Genomic DNA, 19037 nt, shown 5'->3' with positions numbered 1-19037 from the left:
TGACGGTAACGTCGCAGGAAGTTTACACTGCCTTTAGCATTTTTTTTTACACTTTTATCATCGCAGTGTAAAGAGGTTGCAATCAGTCAAATCCTTCCTCTATTAATTATGTCGGCAAAAATAAAAAAAATAAAGAATATCAATGCTTATTTTTATTCTTTTAATAAAAATTTGGCAGATACATTTTAATCATGAATATTGGTTCATCAAAGTGAAAACGCAATTCTTAAATATAATTTTTATCAAGTTATTGTGGTTTTTTAATGGTGGTTCAAAATGGATAAGAAGTTGAAAATAAATTTCAATGGGACTCTGAAAAACTGAAGACTTTTTTATTAATTATTTTTATTTTTTTGGGTATCATAAAAATTACACATTAAACACCTGTAAATCAGTATTTTGAGTTGTTTTTTGATGCTATGAGTTTAACTATAAAAAAATGAGTTTAAACTCTATAAACGCGTAATAAATTATTTTCGACACTTATTTTGTAGAATTTGTGTTAAAAATCACAATTCTTTTAGAATTTTAGAGAAAAACGGCATAAAGCATAAAATTATCTGTAATAAAAATGAAGGAACTTAATAAATACAGTAAAAGACTAACACAGGATGAATCTCAGCCGGCATCTCAAGCCATGTTGTATGCGGCAGGTTTGACTGATGAAGACATGAGTAAAGCTCAAATTGGTATTGCCAGTACAGGTTATGATGGTAATCCTTGTAATATGCATTTAAATACTTTAAAGGATGAAGTGAAAATTGAATGTAACATTGCGGGACTCGTTGGACTAGGTTTTAATACTATAGGTGTTAGTGATGGTATTTCTATGGGAACCTCAGGGATGAATTATTCATTAGCGTCTCGTGATATTATTGCAGATTCTATCGAAACGGTAATGCAAGCACAAAGTTATGATGCTTTGGTGGCGATTGTAGGTTGTGATAAAAATATGCCGGGCGCGGTTATCGCTATGTTGCGTTTAAATAGACCATCAGTAATGATGTATGGCGGAACAATTAGGTCAGGAAACTATAAGGGAAGAAAACTAAATATTGTATCTGCATTTGAGGCATTAGGACAAAAAGTTGCTGGTGAAATTGAAGAAGAAGAATATAGAGAAATTATAAAAAGAGCCATTCCAGGGGCTGGTGCTTGCGGAGGAATGTATACCGCAAATACAATGGCTTCGGCAATTGAGTGCATGGGGTTTGCATTGCCCTATAATTCATCTATTCCTGCTGAAAACCCTAATAAGTTGTCAGAAAGTGAAAGAACAGCAAGGGCTGTTAAGAACTTATTGGAGTTAGACTTAAAACCTTTAGATATTATTTCTAAAAAATCTATTGAAAATGCTATTGCTCTAGTAAATGCTTTGGGCGGATCTACAAATGCGGTTTTACACTTTTTAGCAATTGCACATGCGGCAGATATTGAATTTACTTTGGAAGACTTTCAACGCGTTAGTGATAGAACACCACTTATTGGTGATTTAAAACCTAGTGGGAAATATTTGATGGAAGACGTTCATGGTGTTGGAGGAACGCCTGCCGTGATGAAATATTTATTAGACAATGGGTTTTTACATGGGGACTGTATGACCGTTACGGGGAAAACTTTAGCTGAAAATTTAGCTGATGTTGAGCCACTTTCATTTGAAGACGATCAAGCGGTGATTTATCCAAAAGATAAAGCTTTAAAGTCTTCAGGGAATTTACAGATTTTATATGGCAATCTTGCTGAAGAAGGTGCTGTAGCAAAAATATCAGGAAACGAAGGGTTGTTGTTTGAAGGAAAAGCTGTGGTTTATGATGGTGAGCAAGCAGCAAATACTGGAATTTCAAATGGAGAAGTAGAAAAAGGTGATGTCGTCGTCATTCGATATGTCGGTCCAAAAGGAGGTCCAGGAATGCCTGAAATGTTAAAACCAACATCGCTTATAATGGGTGCAGGTTTAGGTAAGTCTGTTGCCTTAATAACCGATGGACGTTTTTCAGGAGGAACTCACGGTTTTGTTGTTGGTCATATTACGCCAGAAGCACAAACAGGAGGAACGATAGGTCTATTAAAAACAGGAGATAAAATTAGAATTAATGCTGAAGATAACTCGATTAATGTGTTGCTTTCTGATGAAGAATTAGCAGAAAGAAAAGCACAATGGGTTCAGCCAGCGTTAAAACACAAAAAAGGAATATTATATAAATATGCAAAATCTGTAGCTTCGGCTTCAAAAGGATGTGTTACGGATGCATAAAGGAATTTTCATTTCAGCGAAAGCGGAACCCTCAAAACACTGAGACTTATGAAAACACAAGCAGCAAATAAAAAAGAAATGACAGATAAAACACTACGCATAACGGGTAGTGAAGCCATAGTGAGAAGTTTAATGGCTGAAGGCGTTGATATTCTTTATGGATATCCTGGCGGCGCAATTATGCCCGTTTATGATGAATTATTCAAGTTTCAGGATCAAATACATCACGTACTAACACGTCATGAACAAGGCGCAGCCCATGCAGCGCAAGGTTATGCCCGTATATCTGGTAAAGTAGGTGTCGCCATGGCAACTTCAGGGCCAGGGGCTACAAATTTAATAACAGGAATTGCAGACGCACAAATAGATTCTACGCCGCTAGTATGTATTACTGGGCAGGTTTTTTCTCATTTATTAGGAAGTGATGCATTCCAAGAAACAGATATTGTTGGTATTTCTACACCGGTAACTAAATGGAATTGTCAAGTTACCAAAGCAGAAGATATTCCTGCTGCTATCGCAAAAGCATTTTATATTGCTAGAAGTGGAAGACCAGGACCTGTATTAGTAGATATTACAAAAGATGCACAGGTCACCGAATTCGATTTTAACTATAAAAAATGTGAAGGTGTAAGAAGTTATAATCCAATTCCTAAAACAAGTCAAGACGCAGTTAATGCTGCCGCAGCATTGATTAATAATGCTAAAAAACCAATGATTGTTTGGGGGCAAGGTGTTATTTTAGGAGAAGCTGAGGCTGAGCTTAAAGAGGTTATAGAAAAGGCTGGTATTCCTGCGGCTTGGACGATTTTAGGTGCTTCGGCACTATCAACCTCACACCCATTGAATATTGGTATGGTTGGAATGCACGGTAATTACGCGCCAAACAAATTAACAAATGAATGTGATGTTTTAATTGCTATAGGCATGCGTTTTGATGACCGCGTTACCGGACGTTTGGATGCTTATGCTAAACAAGCTAAAATCATTCATTTTGATATTGATCCTGCTGAAATTGACAAAAATGTCAAAACAGATGTTGCCGTACTGGGAAATTCAAAGGAAAGTTTAGCGATGCTTGTTGAAGCTTTAAATGAAAATTCTCATGAATCTTGGTTGCAAGAATTTAAGGATTTATACGCCATTGAATTTGATAAAGTTATTAAAGGCGATCTTCATCCTACGAAAGAAGGATTGACTATGGGAGAGGTTTTAAAACAAATAAATATTGAAACCGAAGGGAACGCTGCTATTGTTTCAGATGTAGGACAGCATCAAATGATTGCTTGTAGGTATGCCGATTTTAATGTAACTAAAAGTAATATTACTTCTGGTGGTTTAGGGACTATGGGCTTTGCATTGCCCGCGGCTATTGGAGCAAAAATGGCAGCGCCAGAACGTGAAGTAGTTGCTATTATTGGTGATGGTGGATATCAAATGAATATTCAAGAATTAGGCACTATTTTTCAGCAAAAGGCAGCTGTTAAAATTGTGGTCTTGAATAATGAATTCTTAGGGATGGTACGTCAATGGCAGCAGTTGTTCTTTGACAAACGTTATGCCTCTACTGAAATGACTAATCCAAATTTTGTTGCTATTGCTGAAGGCTATTATATCAAAGCAAGAAAAGTGACAAAACGTGAAGAGTTGGCAGAAGCTGTGAAAGAAATGATTCAATCTAAAGAATCTTATTTTTTAGAGGTATGTGTAGAAAAAGAAGATAATGTGTTTCCTATGATTCCTTCTGGAGCATCGGTTTCAGATGTACGTTTAAGCTAAAAATAAAGTAAAGATGAACGAAGATATAAAATCATTCACGATATCAATTTATACTGAAAACAACATAGGTTTATTAAATCGAATTTCAGCTATTTTTCAGCGTAGACATATCAATATCGAAAGTTTAACAACATCGCAATCTGAAATTGATGGTGTAAATCGTTTTGTTATCGTGGTAAATATGACAGAGACAAACGCAAATAAGATTGTTAAACAAATTGAAAAGCAAGTAGAAACAATAAGAGCTTATTATCATACAGAGGAAGAAACAATATTTACAGAGTCTTGTATGTTTAAAATTAAATCGGATTTGTTATTCAACGAACCACAAATTCAGAATATTATTAAAGACAGTAACACCACAATTGTTACTGTGAATAAAGAGTTTTTTGTTCTGGAAAAGTCGGGTAGAAGAAATGAAATTGAATCTTTAAGACGAGATTTAAACGCTTTTGGAATTATGCAATTTGTACGTTCGGGTAGAATTGCAGTCACTAAAGAAGAAATGAAAATAACTGAATTGCTTACGGAATTCAATAATCAATAGTAATAATAATAAAATTAAAATGGGAAATTATTTTAACACACTATCTTTAAGAGATAAATTAAATCAATTATCGAAGTGTAGGTTTATGGACGCTTCAGAGTTTGCGGACGGAGTTAATGCTTTAAAAGGAAAGAAAATAGTTATCGTAGGATGCGGTGCTCAAGGATTAAACCAAGGTTTAAACATGAGAGATTCTGGTTTAGATATCTCTTATGCATTACGTGATGCTGCTATTGCAGAAAAACGTCAATCTTATATCAATGCGTCAGAAAATGGTTTTACAGTAGGTACGTACCAAGAGTTAATTCCTACGGCTGATTTAGTGTTAAATTTAACACCAGATAAGCAACATACAAACGCGGTAAACGCTGTTATGCCTTTAATGAAAAAAGGTGCAACATTATCTTATTCTCACGGTTTTAATATTGTTGAAGAAGGTATGCAAATTCGTGAAGATTTAACTGTTATAATGGTTGCTCCTAAGTCACCAGGTTCTGAAGTGCGTGAAGAATACAAAAGAGGTTTTGGCGTGCCAACCTTAATTGCTGTACACGAAGAAAATGACCCAGAAGGAAAAGGATGGGCTGAAGCAAAAGCTTATGCGGTTGCTACAGGTGGAGATAAAGCAGGTGTTTTGGCATCGTCATTTATTGCTGAAGTTAAATCTGATTTAATGGGAGAGCAAACCATTCTTTGTGGGTTATTACAAACAGGGTCTATCCTTTGTTTTGATAAAATGTTAGAAGAAGGTATTGATCCAGGTTATGCTTCAAAACTAATTCAATACGGATGGGAAACAGTAACAGAAGGTCTTAAATATGGAGGTGTAACTAACATGATGGACCGTTTGTCTAATCCTGCCAAAATTAAAGCTTTTGAATTGTCAGAAGAATTAAAAGATATTATGCGTCCATTGTTCCAAAAGCATATGGATGATATCATTGAAGGGCGTTTTTCTGCTGGTATGATGGCAGATTGGGCTAATAATGATGAGAACCTTTTAACTTGGAGAGCTGAGACAGCTGAAACTAATTTTGAAAAAACTCCAGCGGGAGATGTTGAGATTTCTGAGCAAGAGTATTATGATAATGGTGTATTAATGGTTGCTATGGTAAGAGCTGGTGTTGAGTTGGCTTTTGAAGCAATGACTGATTCAGGAATTATTGATGCGTCTGCTTACTACGAATCATTACACGAAACACCACTTATTGCAAATACAATTGCAAGACGTAAATTGTATGAAATGAATTCTGTGATTTCTGATACTGCTGAGTACGGTTGTTATTTATTTGATCATGCATGTAAGCCTTTATTAACTGATTTCATGAAAGGTATTAAAACCGATGTTATTGGGAAGCCTTATTCTGTTGATAATGGTGATGGTGTAGATAATGCCAAGCTTATTGAAATTAATAAAGTGTTAAGAGAACACCCAGTTGAAAAGGTTGGAGAATTCTTAAGATCTTCAATGACAGCTATGAAGCCAATAGTATAGAGCAAACTAAACTAAACTAAATATTGCTAAAAACCTGTTGGATGTTTACATCTTAACAGGTTTTTTTAATACAGTAAATTCTAGCTTGCGTTAAATACGCTGATAATAAAAACTTTAGAGGTATGAATCAGGAAAAACAAGCCTACTTTCCTAGTATAGAAAATGTAAAAGCAGCCGCTGAAACAATTAAAAAAGTATCAGAGGTAACGCCCTTGAGTCCAAGCCTAAGATATTCGAAACAATATAATGCGAAGATTTTATTAAAACGTGAGGATTTGCAGGTGGTACGTTCTTATAAAATAAGAGGAGCATATAACAGAATTAGTTTCCTGTCTTCAGAGCAATCAGCATGTGGTGTGGTTTGCGCAAGTGCAGGGAATCATGCGCAAGGGGTGGCTTTGTCTTGTAAACTGTTGCAAATAAAGGGAACCATTTATATGCCTGCTCCAACACCAAACCAAAAGGTAGAACAGGTTAAAATGTTTGGTGAGGACTTCATTGAGATTAAACTTGTTGGCGATACTTTTGATGACTCCTATCATGCAGCTATGTTGGAATGTGAAAAGTTGGGCAAGACTTTTATTCATCCCTTTAATGACGAAAAGGTTATTGAAGGACAGGCTACAATTGCCTTGGAAATTTTAGAGCAAACAACGGAGCCAATTGACTATGTCTTTATTGCAGTTGGTGGCGGTGGTCTGGCAGCTGGATTATCTACTGTTTTTAAACAATTATCTCCTAATACTAAAATTATTGGTGTGGAGCCGGAAGGAGCGCCTTCTATGAGTGAATCCATAAAGAAAAATAAGAATACAGCATTAAAATCTATCGATAAGTTTATTGATGGTGCCGCTGTAAAACAGGTGGGTGATTTAAATTTTGAAATATGTAAGGAAAATCTAGATGATATGATAACGGTGCCTGAAGGTAAGGTCTGCGAAACCATTTTAGAACTTTATAATAAAGATGCTATTGTGGTTGAACCTTCTGGAGCATTGAGTATTTCTGCATTAGATTTTTATGCTGAAAATATACAGGGTAAAAACGTGGTTTGCGTGGTGAGCGGAAGTAATAACGATATTACAAGAACACCAGAAATCAAAGAGCGCGCCTTATTATATGCTAATTTAAAGCACTATTTTATTATCAATTTTCCACAACGTGCTGGGGCTTTAAAAGAATTCGTGGTGGATATTTTAGGCGAGAATGATGATATTACATACTTTCAATACGCTAAAAAAACGAACAGAGAAAATGGTTCAGCTGTGGTTGGTGTTCAGCTTAAATCTGCTTCAGATTTAGAACCTTTAGTTACAAAAATGAAGGCGCATAACTTTTATGCGGATTATTTGAATGATAAACCTGATTTGTTCCAGTTTTTAGTTTAATTCTATTGAAACCATTCCAAGGAAATAGGGAGACAAGTCGCAATCGTTTTCGTTGTAAAACAGCTATTAATGTTTTTTAATTAGGATAATTTTGGTTTATTTTTAGTTAATTTGGATACAATAACTGTTATCTAAATAGATTAGCTCGCTTAACGGGGTTAGACTTAGGTACTCATTTTAAATTATGAAACATTCATTTAAAGAAATTCCAGAAGCCCATAAAATTGATACACTTTTACATCAAACAACGTATTTAGTAAATGGTGAATTAAGGCATTGGGATGGTGACACGGCTAATGTGTATTCTACTATTTCTTCTACGCCAGAGTATAAACAAACGCTTTTAGGAACTATTCCTCAGTTGGGGGAAAAGGAAGCTCTTGAAGTGCTGCATTCAGCAACTTCCGCCTATGATAATGGTAAAGGTTTGTGGCCAACTATGAAAGTTGCGGATAGAATTGCCTGCATGGAAACGTTTGTAGAGCAGATGAAAACCAAACGGGAAGAAGTTGTTAAACTTTTAATGTGGGAGATTGGAAAAAATCTGCCAGATTCTGAGAAGGAGTTTGATAGAACCGTTGATTATATTTATGATACCATAGAGGCTTATAAACAGATTGATAGAGATTCTGCTAAGTTCGAAAAAAATGCAGGGGTATATGCACATATTCGTCGTGGCCCTCTGGGTGTTGTTCTGTGTTTAGGACCTTATAATTATCCTTTAAATGAGACCTTCACATTGTTGATTCCTGCTTTGATAATGGGGAATCCTGTGATATTTAAGCCTGCGAAATTAGGTGTTTTGCTCATTTCACCATTATTAGAAGCCTTTCAGAGTAGTTTTCCTGAAGGTGTCGTAAACATTGTTTATGGCCGTGGTCGTGTTTTGGCTACACCAATAATGAAATCAGGAAAAATAGATGTGCTCGCTTTGATAGGAAATAGTAAATCTGCTAATGCGCTACAAGCGCAGCATCCAAAAGGCAACAGATTAAGAATGGTACTTGGATTAGAAGCTAAGAATCCTGCTATTGTTTTGCCTGATGCTGATTTGGATTTAGCGGTAGAAGAGTGTATTGCTGGAACCTTATCTTTTAACGGTCAGCGCTGTACTGCACTAAAAGTTATATATGTTCATGAGTCTGTGGTTGAGGAGTTTAATAGGCGATTTGCATATAAGGTTGACCAACTGAAGTATGGTAATCCTTGGGAAAATGGGGCGAAATTAACACCACTTCCTGAAGAAGATAAGCCAGCCTATATTCAAGAATTGATTGATGATGCTCAAGCCAAGGGCGCTAAAGTGCTGAATAAAAAGGGTGGTGAAACTACAGAAAATTATATTTTTCCTGCGGTACTATATCCTGTAACTAAAGATATGCGTGTGTTTAAGGAAGAACAATTTGGGCCTGTTGTTCCTATTGTTTCTTTTGCTGATATTGAGGAGCCTTTAGATGATATGGCAGAATCCGACTATGGACAGCAAGTAAGCTTGTTTGGTAAAAACGTACATACCTTATCTCCTTTAATAGATACCTTGGTAAACTTGGTATGTCGTGTTAATTTAAATAGTTCTTGTCAAAGAGGACCTGATGTCTATCCTTTTACGGGACGTAAAGATTCAGCTTTTGGAACCTTAAGTGTTCATGATGCTTTACGTTCATTCTCAATAAGAACATTCGTGGCATCAAAAGATAATGAGTATAACAACGCTATTTTAGAGGAATTACTAGAAAAGAAAACATCAAATTTCATTAGTACAGATTATATTTTGTAATGGGTATTGATTATTTTTACGTATAAAAATATATAAAAATGAAAGTATTAAAGGTGTTAGTCTTCTCAATTTTCGCTGTTATTGCAGTAAGTTGCGGTGATAAAAAGGAAGAGAAAAAAGCGGGTTTTTCTTATGAAAAAAAATCTGAAGTAGTGAAAGAAGCCCAAGGTGACTCAAATGATGTCGTTATCACGGGTAATGACATGATGCAGTTCAATAAGCAGGAGATTCGAATAAAGGCTGGTCAAAAAGTGAAAATTACATTAACGCATGTTGGTAAGATGGATAAAAATGTAATGGGCCATAATTTTGTATTGCTCAAATCTGGTGTTGATCTTATAGCTTTTGGTAATAAAGCTTCCTCAGCTAAGGATACCGAGTATATTCCTGATGATGGAGCTGATGTTATTGCACATACTAAATTAATAGGTGGAGGAGAAACAACAGTTGTTGAATTTGATGCGCCGGCAGCAGGAACATATGACTTTTTATGTAGTTTTCCCGGGCATTATGCCATCATGAAAGGGAAGCTTATCGTAGAATAAATAAGTATTATAATACAAAAAAAAGAGCTGCAATTTAGTATTGTAGCTTTTTTTATGCCTTCTAATTACTTGGTGTTAAACTCAACGGATAGCTTATTTGGAAAGGGAATATTAAGATTAGCCAGGACTAAATAATTCCTTGAAAAAGCGATTAAGTTTATAAAGACCAGCCTTTACGGTATTCTCTTCTTACAAATTGATTGGCCTCCTTAAAATTAGTAACTCTCATTTGTTTTCCATCCCAAAGCAATTTTTTTCTACCAGGATAGTTGAACTTATTGTTAGATTTGTTTTTTTCTCGTAGGTTATAACTTCTTATGGCTAAATTCCCCATTAAAATGCTTTCAGTCAAAGGACCGGCATAATCAAATGATGAGGTTAATTCATTATGTTTATCACTTTTATATCCTGTTTTACAAGCTTCTACCCAAGCAGCTTGGTGACCATTTTCTAGGTTCCAGTTTTCTGCTTTTCCTTCATAAAGTAAGATCTCTCCGTTATTAAAGTAAATTTTGGGATTAACCCCATATGTGCCACATGTCATGATCCCTTTATCTCCGTACATAATTACACCATTAGAAGAATTATTTGCTCCAATAGGGTGGTCTGGGGGGATTAAATCTGGGTGAAATGGTCTAAGGCCACCATCTGTCCAAGTCATTTTTAAATCAACAGGGTTTTTTTCTGTAGCCCTAAAAGTGAGCTGAGTTCTGGATGAAGGCGGACAGGAGTGCGGTAAATATTCAGGAATCCAATCTTTTTTAAATACGGCTCCTACGCTACTTTCAACTTCAATAGGGTATTCTAAGCCTAGAACTCTGTAAGGTGGGTCAATTAAGTGACAGCCCATGTCTCCTAAGGCTCCTGTTCCAAAATTCCACCATCCACGCCATTTAAACGGGTGGTATTGTGGGTGGTAATCGACCATTTCGGCAGGGCCTATCCATGAGTCCCAATCTAAGCCATTAATAATTTGTGGTTTGTTCGTTTGGGCTGCAATACCCTGTGGCCAAATAGGTCTATTAGTCCAAACATCAACTTTATTTACAGAACCTATTTTACCTTCATTAAACCAGGTGCCCATTTGCTTAACAGCTTCCCCTGAGGCTCCTTGGTTGCCCATTTGAGTTACTACCTTATATCGGTTTGCTGCTTCAGTGAGCATCCTAGCTTCATAAATATTATGGGTAAGTGGCTTTTGAACATAAACATGTTTTCCTGATTTTATGGCAGCCATTGCTATTACAGCATGCGTGTGGTCTGGTGTTGAAACAGTAACCGCATCAATATCTTTTAAATCGCCAAACAGTTTTCTGTAATCCTTATACTTTTTTGCTAAAGGGAATTTCTCAAAAGCTTTGCTAGCTCTATTCCAATCTACATCGCAAATAGCGGCAATATTTGATGCGCCATTATTGTAGGTGTTCACTGCGTCTGAAAAACCTTTTCCGCCCGCGCCTATTACTGCTACATTTAATTTATCGCTGGGAGGAATAAAACCTTGTCCTAAAACATGTCGTGGTATTATGCTAACTCCAGTTAGAGCAACTGTTGTTTTCTTTATAAAAGAGCGTCTACTGGTTTTGCTTTTTCCCATGATTTAACTTTTAGAAATTTGACGCTTCTTTATAGGCATTAATTACTGCTAATTCTCCGTTAATACCTTCAATGGAGTTTTTGTGTTCCATGCCTAAAACACCTTGATAGCCTTTAGCGTAGATATGTTTAAAAATATTTTTGTAATTGATTTCTCCTGTAGTTGGCTCATGCCTTCCTGGATTATCTCCTATTTGAAAATATGCTATTTCATCCCAGCATGTATTAATATTAGGTAGTAAATTACCTTCTTGAATTTGCTGATGGTAAATGTCAAATAAAATTTTACATGATGGGGAGTTAACGGCTTTACATATTTGATAGGCTTGTGGTGATTTGCTTAAAAATAATCCAGGATGATTATAGAAATTTAGAGGTTCTAATACCATGGTCAATTTATGCGGTTCCAAAATAGCAGATGCTTGTTTCAGGGCTTCAATGACATGCTCAGTTTGATAATTAAAGTCTTGTTTCATGTCTATAAAACCGAGGACAACGGTCATCCATTTGGCATTTAGACGCAGTGCTACCTCTATGGATTCTTTAATCTCGTCCAGAAACTTCTCACGTTTAGCTGCATTTCCTGAGGTTAAAGTTGGTGTTTTCCAATCAATTTTGTGAGCTACAAAAACCCCCATAGTCATGCCTCTATCCGTCATCGCTTTTGCCATTGCTTTTTGAGTATCAATAGTTCGTTTTTTCATGCCATTGTCCTCAAAAGCAGTAAAACCTTGATCCGCCATAAAGTGTAATTGATCTACAGGGTCTTTTCCCGCATGATGCGTGAACATGCCAAGATGGGGTGCGAATTTAAGTTTAAAATTATACCCAGAATTCAGGTCGTTTTTGGATTTAGTAAGCGCCGTGATACCCTGCGATCCTAAGCCTACTAATGTTGAGGCTGCTGCACTTTTTTTTATAAACGACCTTCTTTTCATCTATAGTTCTAATATTTCAATGTTCTTAAATTCAACAGGATGGCTTTCGCTTTGCAACGAAATATATCCTGATTTTACAGGTGTACCTTCTTTTGTTTTCCAATAGGCCTCATTATAATCCACTTTGCCGCCGTAAATAGGCTTATTATAACGCATCACTTCTTCTCCATTTATAAAGTGTTTAATAATAGAGTCGTTGCGTACTTCTACTTCAACGTTTACCCATTGTTCACCATGATAGGTTTGGGAAGAAGAGGTTACGCAGTGATCAAGCAACAATTCTCCTAATAGTTCAACATGTGTTCCTGGAGTACACAAATTAGCCGTTGAGCGCTCATCTATGCCGTTTCCTCCAAGCAGTTGTAGTTCTATAGATACTGGAAAATTTTGATTGAGTCCAATATTCATAGGGTCTTCACAATGAAGCATTATGCCGCTATTTCGGGTCGCCCATGCTGCACCATCAGGTAGTTGCTCACCTGTAAAACGGTAATCCATTCTAAACTTATAATTTGAATAAGGTTTCTTGTAATAAATGTGACCAAAAGAATTATTAAAAGAATCATAAGCTTTGTAGTTCACTTTCATGATGCCATTTTCTACTATAAAGGTGTTTTTATAATTTTCTCCAGCCGGATGTCCTTTTATTTTTATAATCCAATCATTTAAATCTTTACCATTGAAAATTTTTACCCAATTATCCTTCTTAGAAGATTCGGTTTTCTGTTTACAGGAAACTCCAAGACAAATGCTTAATAGTATTAGAAATATTCCTAAATTATTTTTCATAAGATGTTATGCGGTTTTAGTTTTAAAGAGACCACGCTTTACCGCCAGTAGCTTCGTTAACAGAAATGCAACCTTTTTGAATGCCTGGTATAGGGTCATAGGCTAATACGTTTTCCCCAATTTCTTCACTATTTTTAAATGCCCAAATGGCTTGATTGCGGAGATCTATTAAAGCTTGAAAAACAATGTTTTTTGTTTGGACAAATTGTTTTTGTTCTTCTTTTGAAGCCTTTAAGTATTTAGATAAAACAAAGTCATAATCTTCTTTTTTTAAATCCGTGACACCAGTTTGTGGTATGGCTATTTCGTTCATGATACTCTGAATTTCTTCTTTGTATTTTTTTGCTTTTTCAGCATCATAAACTTTAAGGGCGTAGAGGTCAATAAATTCAGGGACGTTAACTTCTAATGCGCCTGGACTGTTTTTTGTAGTAGGTAGCATGAGGTCTACTAGGTTTTGAATAACAACGCCTTCATCTACAGAGAAAAATTGAGGGGTCCAAATTTCAGTCTCTGTTTTGCAACTTTGCAAAATGCTTAATGCACTAGGCAATACTGCTGTGTATCCTAATGTTAATCCTATATTTTTTAAAGCATTTCTTCTATTCATTTTTTAAAGCTTTAAACTGTTTGACGGCATGATTAGCTGCTCTTGCAGTAAGTGCCATATAAGTAAGTGATGGGTTCTGGCAACCTGCAGAGGTCATACAAGCGCCATCTGTTACATAAACATTTGGTACGCTGTGTATTTGGTTATTTTCATTTAAAACGGAGGTTTTTGGATCTCTACCCATTCTCGCTGTACCCATTTCATGAATACCAATCCCTGGTGCGCGAACATGATCTCTGGTCGTAATGTTTTTAAAGCCTGCCTTTTTTAGCATATCAACAGCTTGCGCAATCATGTCCTTGCGCATGGCGTATTCATTTTCTTTCCATTCCGCATCAAAGGTTATGGTAGGTAATCCCCATTGGTCAAGTTTATCATAGTCTAAAGTCATTTTGTTGTCATGATATGGTAAGCATTCTCCAAATCCACCAATGCTCATTCGCCACTTTCCTGGTTCTAGTATTTTTTCTTTAAATTCGGCACCATAGCCTAGTTCTGCTACATGCTCTGAAATACCACCTCGGCCAGCACCTCCTTGATAGCCATAGCCTCTTAAAAAATCTTTTTGTTCACTTTGCTTGTCGCCTAAATTTCTAAAACGTGGAATATAAATTCCATTTGGGCGCCTACCTTTATAATAAGAGTCTCCAAAACCATCTATAGTTCCAGATGCGCCTGCACCTAAATGATGGTCCATGATGTTATGACCTAGTTCTCCTGAATCATTTCCTAGTCCGTTAGGGAATCTATCGGATTTAGATTGCATTAAAATGGATGCCGAAGCAATTGCAGATGCGCAACAGAAAATAAAATCGGCATTAAATTGTAATTTTTCTTTGGTTTCAGAATCAATGACTTTTACACCGGTTGCTTTTTTACTCTCAGGGTCATAAACGATTTCATAAGCAATAGAATGTGGTCTTAAAGTCATGTTTCCAGTGCGCTCTGCAGCTGGTAAGGTTGAAGAATTACTACTAAAATATCCGCCATAAGGACATCCTCTACTACATCTATTTCTAAATTGGCATTTGCCACGTCCTTCATGAGGATCATTACCCGTTATGTGGGCTACTCTGCCAATGGTTAAAACTCTTCCGTGATTTTTTTCCATTTCACTTTGAAGGTGTTTTTCAACACAATTGAGTTCCATTGGGGGCTCAAATACGCTATCTGGCAATTGAGGTAAACCTAAAGCTTGCCCGCTCACACCAATATACTTTTCTACATAGCTATACCAAGGTTCAATGTCTTTATATCGTATGGGCCAATCTACACCATGACCATCTTTTTTGTTGGCTTCAAAATCTAAATCGCTTAGGCGGTATGATTGTTTTCCCCAAGTAATTGAGCGCCCACCAACATGGTAGCCTCGCATCCAATCAAACCGTTTGGTCTCGTTATATGGATGATCAATATCATCTACAAACCAATGTTTCGTTGCTTTTTTCGTGGTGTATCCTGTGCGAGATTGCTTTAATTGCCTTGCTTTTTCTTTTTCAGAAGTATGTCCTTTGAGTTCCATATCCCAAGGATCTAAATACATGGTGGGATAATCTTCAATATGTTTAACCATACGACCACGCTCTAATACAAGCGTTTTTAATCCGTTTTCACATAATTCTTTTGCGGCCCAGCCACCGGTGATCCCCGTGCCAATGACTATGGCGTCATAAGTTTCTTTCATAGTTCTGGTATTATAAAGACCATGCTCTATTGTTTGTTGCTTCTTCAAGTGAAATGCATCCGTTGTAAGCTCCGGGAACAGGGTCGTATGCTAAAATGTCTTCTCCTATTTTTTCAGAAGTACAGTAGCCAAAAATGCAGTAATACCTAATAGATATTAAAAACTTATAGAGGTGGTAGGATTTTAATTCTGTGGGGTTTAAATTCTTTTGGTTTTTTCTTTGGTTTTTGAAAACAGTTTCAGATTCCTCATCAGATAGGTCAAAATATCTTGATACGATGGTGTTGTATTCTTTTTTTGAGCCTTCTACGGCCTCTTTCTTAAATATGTCATTAAAGCTTGTAGTGAAAAGCTTAGCTCCTTCCTTAAAAGCTTTTTGGTTTGATTCTATTTCAATATCATGATACATTAAATCTAAAAATTGAGGAATATTTACATCCAATCCACCAGGGGTTTCCGAGGCAGGTAAAATAATATCAACTATTTGTGTGACTATGAATTGCTCATCTTCCGATAAAAATAAAGGAGCCCATTCATTGACGTCAGCTTTACATGAAACCAATAGGTTCATAATTGTGGGAGTTGCTACCGCATAGCCTAGACCCATAGTTAAGTTTTTTAGAGCATCTCTTCTATTCATGATTTAAACGGTTTTATTCTTGTTAAAAACTTTTGCAGCATGATTTGCCGCTCTTGCTGTTAGAGCCATATAGGTTAGTGATGGGTTTTGGCAAGCTGAGGAAGTCATGCAAGCTCCGTCAGTAAGGTAAACATTTGGGACTGTATGTATTTGGTTGTATTTATTCAGGACGGATGTTTTTGGGTCATGTCCCATACGCGCTGTGCCCATTTCGTGTATGCCTGTGCCAGGAATGGCTTCTCCATTATGTCCTTTAACATTTTTATAGCCAGCAGACTTTAGCATGGCTATAGCTTGGTTCATCATATCTTCACGCATCTTTAGTTCATTTTCTTTATACTCAACGTCAAAATCTATTGTAGGTAAGCCCCACTCATCAAGCTTTTCGTAATTTAAAGAAATCTTATTTTCGTGATATGGTAAGCATTCGCCAAAGGCGCCCATACCAACACTCCATGTATCTGGTTTGAGGATTTTTTCTTTTAATTCCTTTCCAAAACTTAATTCCTTTACAGCAGATTTCCAATTACCTCTTCTTGCACCACCTTGATAACCGTAACCTCTAATAAAATCTTTTGACTCCGTTTTTTTATCTCCAAGATTTCTAAACCTTGGGATATAAAAGCCGTTTGGTCGACGTCCTTTATAGTATTTATCATCAAAACCATTAACTTCAGCCGAAGCACCAACTTGGTAATGGTGATCCATCACATTATGTCCTAATTCACCGCTATCATTACCGAGACCGTTTGGAAATCGCTTTGATTTTGATTGCATTAAAATAGCTGCTGAGGCTATTGCCGAAGCACAATTAAAAATAATATCTGCCTTAAAGAAAATATGTTCTTTTGTTACGGCATCAATAACCTTAACTCCAGAAGCTATCCCTAATTTATCATCATAAACTATTTCATAAGCTATAGAGTTTGGTCTTAAATGCATGTTGCCAGTTCGTTCAGCTGCAGGTAAAGTAGAAGAATTACTACTAAAATATCCACCAAAAGGGCAACCTCTAACGCATCTATTTCTATATTGGCAATTTGATCGGCCTTCATGCATGGCATTTCCAGTTAAATGGGCTGCTCTACCAATGGTTAGCAAGCGATTGTCTTCAAATTGGCCTTTTAATTTTTCTTGTAAATCTTTTTCAACGCAATTTAATTCCATAGGCTCAGAAAGTTTGCCGTCAGGTAATTGTGAGAGTCCAAGATTTTCGCCTGAAACTCCAATGAATTCCTCAACTTTATCATACCAAGGGGATATATCTTTGTAACGAATTGGCCAATCGACACCATGACCATCTTTTTTATTGGCTTCAAAGTCTAGATCACTGAGTCTGTAAGTCTGCTTTCCCCACATTATAGATCGACCACCAACATGATATCCACGTATCCATGTGAATTTCTTTGTTTCTTGATAAGGGTGTTTTAAATCATCTACAAACCAGTGTTTGGTAGCAGGACCAGTAAGTCCGCCTCCCCAAAGTCTACTTTGTTTTTGTTGGTTTTTTAGTTCTGCAGGATTTTGCTTTTCTCGGTGTTTAAAATCCCAAGGATCCTTGTTCATTGTAGGGTAGTCTTCAATATGTTTTACCATGCGCCCTCTATCAAGTACTAAAGTTTTAAGTCCGTTTTCACAAAGTTCTTTTGCCGCCCAGCCGCCGCTAATACCTGTTCCAATAACAATAGCATCATATTTAGTAGGGTATTCTGTAATGGTGTTGTCTTTCATTTAAAAGCTAAATTGGTCGACGGGAATATGATAAAAATCCCTATCAAATTTTATTGAAAAATTATAAAATACTAATATTTTTTATATTAAATGGAAAATTAGCTAATTTGCAACATAAAAGTGTTTAAATTATTTCAGTGAAAATAAATATACAAAAAATTAAGCCTTATGAGGCTGATGGTATCGTGTATCATGCTGATACATGTTTGCCGTTGACAGATGCTGTTAGTCGCAATAAATTGAAGTTTAAAGCCCTAGCCCGACATACCTATCCTGGCGATCGATTAGATGAAAATACTATGGGTTTAAATAGTATAGGTTATTGGGATGCTAATGAGCCTCAAGACTGGGGTTTGGATTGGCATAGAAATGAAGGCATTGAATTTCATTTTTTAGAATCTGGTAGTATGCCTTATGCTCAAGAGGGTAAGGAGGTTGTGCTTCAGCCTAATCATTTAACGATTACGCGGCCATGGGAGGCTCATAAAGTTGGAGGACCTAATATTGGTATGGGCAAGTTTTATTGGGTAATCATTGACTTAGGTGTTAGAAGACCCCATCAAGGCTGGGTTTGGCCTGATTGGATTACATTGACTGATAATGATTTGACTAGGTTGACAACTATTTTAAGACAGAATAAGAAATCGATATTAAAGACTGATCAGCGTGTTAGGGATTGCTTTAAAAGGATAAATATGGCTGTGAATACTGATGAAAAGGGTAGTAATGCATCCAGATTGAGGTTGCTTATTAATTATCTTTTAATTCTTATTTTGGACTTACTTGATAATGAAAATATTGTTTTGAATGAGTCTTTAACGGATAGTTCAAGAAGTGTGAAGTACTTTTTAAAGGAACTAGAAAAGAATTTGTCTGAAAATTGGACCATAGAGTTAATGGCTCAATCGGCAGGTGTTGGTTTGACTCGGTTTACACACCACTGTAAGCAGTTGACTAATTTGACGCCGATGCGTTATTTGACCATGAAGCGTTTGGAGAAATCTAAAAAAATACTTGAAGAAAATTCAAGTTTGACTATAAGTGAAGCTGCCTATATGTGTGGGTTTGCAACAAGTCAATACTTTTCTACTGTATTTAAAAAACATGAGAAGTGTTCTCCCAATGAATATAGGTCCCTGTGTAAGATAAAAAAAGGGATTAGTGTCTATCCTGAAATATAATTGTTTTTTGTATAAATTCTTTCACTGAATAAAAATACACAATAGGTATTCTTTTTTTCTATAATTTCACGTGGTTAGCTTAA

The 19037-nt window shown here is 36.3% G+C and carries 15 protein-coding genes; 8 read left to right on the top strand and 7 right to left on the bottom strand.

All coding sequences use genetic code 11. The features are described 5' to 3' along the window. Window positions 1-571: 571 nt before the first annotated feature. From ilvD to azu, 7 genes are all read left to right on the top strand, one after another. Window positions 572-2254 carry a dihydroxy-acid dehydratase gene (ilvD, locus tag IE051_RS04180; protein ID WP_189359525.1) on the top strand — a complete coding sequence of 561 codons (1683 nt, stop codon included), beginning with the start codon at window positions 572-574 and terminating at the stop codon, window positions 2252-2254. 48 nt (window positions 2255-2302) lie between these two features. Continuing rightward, on the top strand, window positions 2303-4033 hold the full coding sequence (ilvB, locus tag IE051_RS04175) for a biosynthetic-type acetolactate synthase large subunit (protein ID WP_189359524.1): 1731 nt from the start codon (window positions 2303-2305) through the stop codon (window positions 4031-4033). Between the two features lie 13 nt (window positions 4034-4046). Then, complete coding sequence (ilvN, locus tag IE051_RS04170; RefSeq protein WP_189359523.1) at window positions 4047-4580, top strand: acetolactate synthase small subunit; 534 nt, start codon at window positions 4047-4049, stop codon at window positions 4578-4580. A gap of 19 nt (window positions 4581-4599) precedes the next feature. Continuing rightward, a complete protein-coding gene (gene ilvC / locus IE051_RS04165) occupies window positions 4600-6075 on the top strand; it encodes a ketol-acid reductoisomerase (RefSeq protein ID WP_189359522.1) in 1476 nt (491 codons plus the stop codon). A gap of 122 nt (window positions 6076-6197) precedes the next feature. Further along, window positions 6198-7463 carry a threonine ammonia-lyase IlvA gene (gene ilvA / locus IE051_RS04160; RefSeq protein WP_189359521.1) on the top strand — a complete coding sequence of 422 codons (1266 nt, stop codon included), beginning with the start codon at window positions 6198-6200 and terminating at the stop codon, window positions 7461-7463. Between the two features lie 184 nt (window positions 7464-7647). Continuing rightward, a complete protein-coding gene (locus IE051_RS04155) occupies window positions 7648-9240 on the top strand; it encodes an NADP-dependent glyceraldehyde-3-phosphate dehydrogenase (protein ID WP_189359520.1) in 1593 nt (530 codons plus the stop codon). 38 nt (window positions 9241-9278) lie between these two features. Beyond that, window positions 9279-9785 carry an azurin gene (azu, locus tag IE051_RS04150; protein WP_189359519.1) on the top strand — a complete coding sequence of 169 codons (507 nt, stop codon included), beginning with the start codon at window positions 9279-9281 and terminating at the stop codon, window positions 9783-9785. Window positions 9786-9942: 157 nt separating this feature from the next. Here azu and IE051_RS04145 read toward each other — a convergent pair whose 3' ends face one another. Genes IE051_RS04145 through IE051_RS04115 form a run of 7 tightly spaced genes read right to left on the bottom strand, consistent with a single transcriptional unit; the run spans window position 9943 to window position 17773 of the window. After that, window positions 9943-11382, bottom strand: coding sequence for a Gfo/Idh/MocA family protein (locus tag IE051_RS04145; protein WP_189359518.1), 1440 nt, complete (start codon window positions 11380-11382; stop codon window positions 9943-9945). A gap of 10 nt (window positions 11383-11392) precedes the next feature. Continuing rightward, window positions 11393-12319 (bottom strand): hydroxypyruvate isomerase family protein, encoded by a 927-nt coding sequence (locus IE051_RS04140; RefSeq protein ID WP_189359517.1) that lies wholly within the window; start codon window positions 12317-12319, stop codon window positions 11393-11395. Next, a complete protein-coding gene (locus tag IE051_RS04135) occupies window positions 12320-13108 on the bottom strand; it encodes a 3-keto-disaccharide hydrolase (protein WP_189359516.1) in 789 nt (262 codons plus the stop codon). 22 nt (window positions 13109-13130) lie between these two features. Next, window positions 13131-13718 (bottom strand): gluconate 2-dehydrogenase subunit 3 family protein, encoded by a 588-nt coding sequence (locus tag IE051_RS04130; protein ID WP_189359515.1) that lies wholly within the window; start codon window positions 13716-13718, stop codon window positions 13131-13133. Further along, window positions 13711-15402: a GMC oxidoreductase gene (locus IE051_RS04125; RefSeq protein ID WP_189359514.1), complete on the bottom strand. Its 1692-nt coding sequence runs from the start codon at window positions 15400-15402 to the stop codon at window positions 13711-13713. Before IE051_RS04125 ends, IE051_RS04130 begins: the two co-directional genes overlap by 8 nt. A gap of 10 nt (window positions 15403-15412) precedes the next feature. Then, complete coding sequence (locus IE051_RS04120; protein ID WP_189359513.1) at window positions 15413-16042, bottom strand: gluconate 2-dehydrogenase subunit 3 family protein; 630 nt, start codon at window positions 16040-16042, stop codon at window positions 15413-15415. 3 nt (window positions 16043-16045) lie between these two features. Next, window positions 16046-17773 (bottom strand): GMC oxidoreductase, encoded by a 1728-nt coding sequence (locus IE051_RS04115; RefSeq protein ID WP_189359512.1) that lies wholly within the window; start codon window positions 17771-17773, stop codon window positions 16046-16048. A gap of 137 nt (window positions 17774-17910) precedes the next feature. Between IE051_RS04115 and IE051_RS04110 the strand changes: the two genes are divergently transcribed. After that, entirely contained in the window at window positions 17911-18954 is a 1044-nt protein-coding gene (locus IE051_RS04110) for a helix-turn-helix transcriptional regulator (protein ID WP_189359511.1), read from the top strand. Window positions 18955-19037: the final 83 nt, after the last annotated feature.

This window comes from Algibacter mikhailovii (genome assembly GCF_014651495.1).
Lineage (GTDB): Bacteria > Bacteroidota > Bacteroidia > Flavobacteriales > Flavobacteriaceae > Algibacter_E > Algibacter_E mikhailovii.
The sequence above is the reverse complement of the archived record's forward strand: the minus strand, read 5'-3'. Positions and strand labels throughout refer to the sequence as shown.

Bases quoted from the DNA above. Each gene is read 5' to 3' on its own strand.
- ilvD (WP_189359525.1), top strand. From the start codon at position 572: ATGAAGGAACTTAATAAATACAGTAAAAGACTAACACAGGATGAATCT.
- ilvB (WP_189359524.1), top strand. From the start codon at position 2,303: ATGAAAACACAAGCAGCAAATAAAAAAGAAATGACAGATAAAACACTA.
- ilvN (WP_189359523.1), top strand. From the start codon at position 4,047: ATGAACGAAGATATAAAATCATTCACGATATCAATTTATACTGAAAAC.
- ilvC (WP_189359522.1), top strand. From the start codon at position 4,600: ATGGGAAATTATTTTAACACACTATCTTTAAGAGATAAATTAAATCAA.
- ilvA (WP_189359521.1), top strand. From the start codon at position 6,198: ATGAATCAGGAAAAACAAGCCTACTTTCCTAGTATAGAAAATGTAAAA.
- IE051_RS04155 (WP_189359520.1), top strand. From the start codon at position 7,648: ATGAAACATTCATTTAAAGAAATTCCAGAAGCCCATAAAATTGATACA.
- azu (WP_189359519.1), top strand. From the start codon at position 9,279: ATGAAAGTATTAAAGGTGTTAGTCTTCTCAATTTTCGCTGTTATTGCA.
- IE051_RS04145 (WP_189359518.1), bottom strand. From the start codon at position 11,382: ATGGGAAAAAGCAAAACCAGTAGACGCTCTTTTATAAAGAAAACAACA.
- IE051_RS04140 (WP_189359517.1), bottom strand. From the start codon at position 12,319: ATGAAAAGAAGGTCGTTTATAAAAAAAAGTGCAGCAGCCTCAACATTA.
- IE051_RS04135 (WP_189359516.1), bottom strand. From the start codon at position 13,108: ATGAAAAATAATTTAGGAATATTTCTAATACTATTAAGCATTTGTCTT.
- IE051_RS04130 (WP_189359515.1), bottom strand. From the start codon at position 13,718: ATGAATAGAAGAAATGCTTTAAAAAATATAGGATTAACATTAGGATAC.
- IE051_RS04125 (WP_189359514.1), bottom strand. From the start codon at position 15,402: ATGAAAGAAACTTATGACGCCATAGTCATTGGCACGGGGATCACCGGT.
- IE051_RS04120 (WP_189359513.1), bottom strand. From the start codon at position 16,042: ATGAATAGAAGAGATGCTCTAAAAAACTTAACTATGGGTCTAGGCTAT.
- IE051_RS04115 (WP_189359512.1), bottom strand. From the start codon at position 17,773: ATGAAAGACAACACCATTACAGAATACCCTACTAAATATGATGCTATT.